We start from the raw sequence: 5,713 nt of genomic DNA on the forward strand, positions 1-5,713 counted from the left end.
ACCATAAAAGAGAGGATGTTTCTATATTTTTATGCCGAAAAATGTTGATTTTTCAAGGTTCAGAGCTCATTTTTTATGTGCGAAGTCTGAGATAAACGGTACTTTAATAAATATACTGCAATTAAACAAAAAAGAACTGAAACAAACAAGAAAACATATGCAGATGATATTTCAGGATCCATATTCTTCATTGAACCCAAGAATGACAGTAAAAGATATAATAGGCGAACCATTGTTGGTAAATGGAGTAGCAAGAGGCAAAGAATTAGAAGACAGAGTGGCAGAATTGATGAAAGCAGTAGGATTGAGACCGGAGTATATGATAAGGTATCCTCACGCTTTTAGCGGTGGGCAACGCCAGCGTATAGGGATAGCAAGGGCATTGGCTTTAAATCCGAGATTGATAGTATGTGATGAGCCGGTATCGGCATTAGATGTATCTATTCAAGCTCAGACGTTAAATCTTTTGCAGGATTTACAAGAAAAATTCCATCTTACATATTTATTTATCTCCCATGATTTGGGGGTAGTAGAACATATAAGCGATAGAGTGGCTGTAATGTATACAGGGAAAATAGTGGAAATTGCAGAAACAGAGGAATTATTTAAAAACCCAAAGCATCCATATACCGAGGCATTATTGGCCGCGGTACCAAAGCCGGATCCCAAGTATAGAGAAACTAGAAAGCTTTTATTTGGAGAAGTGGCAGACCCCTCCAACCCACCCAGCGGATGTTATTTCCATCCTAGGTGCCCTTATGCGAAGGATATATGCAAACAAGAGTACCCTTCTCTAATAAATATAGGAGAGAACGGCAATGAACATTTTGTAAGTTGTCATTTTGCTGATAAACTGAGTTTAGCAGGGATAGAATAGTTTTAAAAGTTTATTCTCTATGGTGGAAGTACATTGAGAAGAAGCTCCTTTTTATAGCAATAAAGCCAAAAGGAGCTTCTTTTTATAGCAAGCAAAGCAGTTCTACAGTAAATCAATAAAAGTTATCATAAATTTTGTCTATGAAAGATTATTAGCTTCTGCCCCTTATCCGTATATCCTGGCCCATGAACTTTATCAGCATGGTATTGGATGTATCAAAAAGGCGCGATGCAATTCGGTCAGAATACCGTTCCTTTATCTCGCTGAGGCCCAGATTCGTGGATAAAAACGTGTGTTTTTGCTGTATCAGGCGTTCATTCAGTATGTTGAATAAATCCTCCGAGGTAAAGTTGTTTCTTTGGGTCTCGGTGCCCAGGTCATCGATGATGAGCACGTCCACCTCGAACAGGCAGTTAAACAGGAACTGGTTTTGCTCGTTATCCTGCAGAGCGCTGAGGAACAGCTGGTTGAACAGCTTGTATGCTGAGATACGCATGACGGTATATCCTTTGTCCAGGATGGCCTTTGCCATACAGTTGAGCAAAAAGGTTTTACCAAGCCCTGTCTTGCCCGAGAAGAGTATGGTCTTTCTCTGGTTGTTAGGGAATTCGCTCACATATTCCATAAGACGGTTTTTAAGCTGGACCATGTACTCCCTCTGGGTCAGCCGGCTGCCTTCAAGGGGTATGTCGGGGAATACCTGCGGGTCGAAGGTGTCAAAGTTTTGCTGTTCCAGCTCTTTTATGTCGGACAATTGATAGGTTTTTTCAACGAGTCTTTGAACAAGGCAGGAGCATTTTTCCTTTATGAGGTCTCCCGTGTATCCAGTGTCCTTGCATTTTGGACAACGGTAGTGGATGGACAGGTAATCAGGGGGAAAGCCATGCTCAACAAGCAGTTCTTTTTCTTTGCGTTTTAGCTCTTGTATCCTTTGTTCCAGATCATCCAGCGCTTGGCTAAAACTGTTTGGGTTCCGTATTATTTCCATGGAGCGCCGTGCCATCAGTTCCACCAAAGCACGGCGCATATCAGCGATTTCAGGTATTGCTTGCATTATGTGGTTTTCCCTTTGTTTTAGAGCTTCTTCCTCCTGATGGCGTATATCCTCATACTCCTTCAATATCTCCTTGAGAATCACTTCTTTCATGGCAAGTGCCCCCAAAAATTAGCCGTTTTCGATGTCCTCAAACAGGAACTCCAGCTCTTCATCGGTATAAGTATGCTGTTCGAATTTATTGAAATCCACCTGTTTTTTCAAGGGCTTGTTTTGTGCTACCAAATACAGCCCTTTCAAATGGCGTTCATGATCGGCTCTGGCCTCCTCAACCGTCCTTATACCGCTATTATACCAGCTGTAGAGGATTTTGTTCATGAACGAAAATTTATTTTCGGCTATAACTGAATATTCAGCAGCCTGAAGTATAAGTTCGTAGGGCAGCTTCCATTCCTCGGTCCATTTCAGGAATAGCTTGCGATCCGCCGGCGTGACAGACCTCTCTTCGCCCACCCGTTCAAGGACTGCCTGTATCTGTTCGTTAAGCTTTTGTTTTCTCTTAAGGTACTCCTTGATATCTTCTTTTGTGCGCAGGCCCTTTTCTACCCAGCGTTTTAGCATGGCATCTATCGTTTCAAAGCTGGTATCCAGCTTTTTGCGTACGCATTGTTTGCAGGCAATCAAGATAACCTCGTGCTGTAGCTGCCACTGGCCTGTCCATTTCATGTAAAAGGCCTGGTACTCGGGAGTGGGGGTGGTATCCTTGTATCCCAGTTCAAAAAGTACTTCCTTTATTTTGCTCATGATGGTTTCTCTGTTTTCCAGGTATTGGTTTATCTGCTGGGGCGTCTTAAGTCCCAACCTATTAAAGTTTTCCAGTATTTTGTCCAGATACCCAAAACTGGGCGAACTGGTTTTGGTTGTTTCCTTGCAGGCCTGCAGTATGGCGTTCAGCGAAAATCCCCAGATATCCCGCCATTTTTTGTAAAGCTCCAGTTCGGCCTTGGTAGGCGTTCTATGGATTCCCAGGTATTTCAGCACAGCAGTGGTATCCTGATAACACGATTCACAGCTCTCTATGTACTCTTCGGCTTTTTGCAGAGTGTTTATTCCCTCCCTGGCCCATTGCTGTGCTATCTTGTCGAGGTAGTTGATGCTAATGTTAGGGCCTTTCTTTGATATGTAAAACCGTATCATCATGAGCACGACTTCTTTGGGCAGTTGGAGGACCTCCAGCCAATCATATATTTTGAGGTACTCCTGTGGTGTCAGCAGCCGTTTGTCAAAGATCAGCTGGAGGTTTTGGTTGAAATCCCTGTATTTGTATAGCGTATTCTCAGCGTTCAAGTTTTTATTGTAGAGGATATCCTTTATATTGAAGTATTGTACGGCAAACTTTCCATCCTCGTTTTCAATAATTTTCAATATACCCTGTCTTTCCCAGTAGTGAAAAGCATTTACAACCACTTCTTGGTCAAGCTCCAGGGCTCGGGCAAAGCTTTCCAGCGAATTTTCGGCGTATTCAGGATAGTAGCACTGCTTGAGCCCGTAAAGATACACCTTTACGAAATCGCCCGGAGCTTTTAGCATGAATTCCTGTATAAACAGGTTTTCCACTGGAGTCACATCAAACATATGGTAGTTATTGTCAAACGTACACAGAGCCATAGAAATCATCCTCATTTTTAAATACTTTTTCACCTCTATATGATATCAGCAAACGGGAATAATATCAATGTGCTGATGGCATTGTTTGCTGCCAAGGGGGTGAGCCTGGCAGTCCACACAAGTCAATTCTTAACGCTTCATTTAAATGCTAATCTTTTTGCAGCTTCGGTCTGTCTGGCTGTTTTTAAAGTACATGCGTGAAAAATATTCGTCCATCATCCTTTTTATGTTGAATCTGTCCTTGGTGCTGAGTATGCTGTTTCTCATCATGTCGATCCATTTCTGGCGATTGTGGTAGTAGGTTGGTATTACTTCATCGAGAAGCACTTGATATAACGCTTTTGAATCGTGGGAGTCCTGTATTGCCGGGCTTGGATGGGTAAAGCCATCGCCAAACTGCCAGCCGTTGACGCCGTGCTCGCATGCCTCTGCCCACCATCCATCCAGTATGCTTAAATTTAGTACTCCGTTCATGGCGGCCTTCATCCCGGAGGTCCCGCAGGCCTCCATGGGCCGGCGAGGGTTGTTGAGCCATACGTCGGCGCCTCTGGTGAGCAATCTGCCGATGTTCATATCATAATTTTCCAAAAAGACTACAGACTCTGGAAATTGTTTCGATATCTTAACTATATTTGTTATAATTTCCTTGCCGACGTTGTCCAGAGGATGGGCTTTTCCTGAAAATACGATCTGTAGCTTTTTATCTCTAAGCAGAGGGAATATTATGTTCGGGTCTCTAAATATGAGGTCGTGGCGCTTATAAGCTGTTGCCCTTCTTCCAAAACCTATGAGAAGTACGTCCGGGTCCAGAATAACGCCAGTTTTTTCCTTGATAAACCTTATAAGCTTCATCTTGTTGATCATGTGGCATTCCCATAGGTCGCCGTGGCCTTCAGCGGCCAGCAGCATATTGTTGTCCACCCAAGTAGGAATGTGTATGCCGTTGGTTATGCCGATGATTTCCGACCTGTTGCTCACATGTTTCCACATGTCGTTTGCGGTTTGGCAGTGGAGCTGCGATACGGCATTGGATATTCTTGACAACCTCAATGCCGCCACCGTCATGTTAAACGGCGAACCGCCGATGGCGTATAGCTGTTCATAGCTCAGGGTATTATTGGCCCCCATGTACATCATTTGATTTAGGGGGTGCGATTCATTGCCTTCGATGACAGGGGTGTGGGTGGTAAATACGATTTTATCCCGGGCTGCCTCTAAAGCTTTGTCAAAGCTCATTCCAGCTGCCATGTTTTGCCGTATAAGCTCAAATCCTGCTAGGACTGCGTGACCTTCATTGAAATGATATACGTCTGGCTGTATTCCCATAGCCTTTAAAGCTTTGACTCCGCCTATCCCAAGGACGATCTCTTGAGCAATCCTCTCTTCTCCCATTCTTCCGTATAGCTGGCCGGTAATCCACGAGTTTTCATTTTCGGGAAGATAGGTATCTAGCAGGTAAAGGGGAGCATTACCAAATGCGTCAACTTTCCATACTTTGCATATCACCTGTCGATTATGAACCTGTACCGTAACCTTTACGCCGGTATCTTTGAGAAAATCGTATTCATAGTCATAGAATATGTCATAAGGCTTGAGGTCCTGCCCTATTTCCTGATGGGTATACCCCTGCCTCCATCTTATTCCTACCCCAATGACGGGCATATCGTACTCTTTTGCTGCTTTTAAGTAGTCCCCAGCCAGTATGCCCAACCCACCGGCATATATATGAAACGATGGATCCAGGCCGTACTCCATGCAGAAATATGCTACTTTAGGCAGCGTATGTTGATTCATAAAAAGCTCCTCCTTGCAATGGTAAATTTTTTGGCATCATTAGTATGTCCAGTTGAAGGGTAAAAAATTATGGTGGAAAGATTTAGAAAATCGGGGAGTGCGAGGGGGGCAGTAATCCCCCTCAATTTATTGAGGGGAGGATGTCACGCGGATGGACTGAAAGACATGCAATTATTTGGTGGTGATTGTAAAATTTTTTAAGTTTAAAAAGCCACAATGAAATAAGTTTTTAGTTCACTGAGGTGATTTTGGCATTGTTTTGGAGTAAAATGTAAGATAAATTAACTCAGACTTCGCACATAAAAAATGAGCTCTGAACCTTGAAAAATCAACATTTTTCGGCATAAAAATATAGAAACATCCTCTCTTTTATGGTATAA

Annotated in this window: 4 protein-coding genes; 1 reads left to right on the forward strand and 3 read right to left on the reverse strand. The window is 43.2% G+C overall.

Features of this window, described 5'->3' with window-relative positions; genetic code table 11:
- Positions 1–31: 31 nt before the first annotated feature.
- On the forward strand, positions 32–877 hold the full coding sequence (locus BM241_RS11770) for an ABC transporter ATP-binding protein (protein WP_092282877.1): 846 nt from the start codon (positions 32–34) through the stop codon (positions 875–877).
- 151 nt (positions 878–1,028) lie between these two features.
- Here the strand turns inward: BM241_RS11770 and BM241_RS11775 are convergent, their stop codons facing one another.
- From BM241_RS11775 to glgP, 3 genes are all read right to left on the reverse strand, one after another.
- Entirely contained in the window at positions 1,029–2,024 is a 996-nt protein-coding gene (locus BM241_RS11775; protein WP_025748119.1) for an ATP-binding protein, read from the reverse strand.
- 18 nt (positions 2,025–2,042) lie between these two features.
- On the reverse strand, positions 2,043–3,539 hold the full coding sequence (locus BM241_RS11780; RefSeq protein WP_025748118.1) for a DnaD domain protein: 1,497 nt from the start codon (positions 3,537–3,539) through the stop codon (positions 2,043–2,045).
- A 141-nt stretch (positions 3,540–3,680) separates the two neighbouring features.
- On the reverse strand, positions 3,681–5,333 hold the full coding sequence (gene glgP, locus BM241_RS11785) for an alpha-glucan family phosphorylase (RefSeq protein ID WP_025748117.1): 1,653 nt from the start codon (positions 5,331–5,333) through the stop codon (positions 3,681–3,683).
- Between the last annotated feature and the right edge of the window lie 380 nt (positions 5,334–5,713).

The sequence above is a fragment of the Caldicoprobacter faecalis genome (assembly GCF_900115765.1).
Lineage (GTDB): Bacteria > Bacillota > Clostridia > Caldicoprobacterales > Caldicoprobacteraceae > Caldicoprobacter > Caldicoprobacter oshimai.

What these genes read in the sequence shown, in the direction of transcription:
- BM241_RS11770 (WP_092282877.1), top strand. Translation starts at nt 32, where the DNA reads ATGCCGAAAAATGTTGATTTTTCAAGGTTCAGAGCTCATTTTTTATGT.
- BM241_RS11775 (WP_025748119.1), bottom strand. Translation starts at nt 2,024, where the DNA reads ATGAAAGAAGTGATTCTCAAGGAGATATTGAAGGAGTATGAGGATATA.
- BM241_RS11780 (WP_025748118.1), bottom strand. Translation starts at nt 3,539, where the DNA reads ATGGCTCTGTGTACGTTTGACAATAACTACCATATGTTTGATGTGACT.
- glgP (WP_025748117.1), bottom strand. Translation starts at nt 5,333, where the DNA reads ATGAATCAACATACGCTGCCTAAAGTAGCATATTTCTGCATGGAGTAC.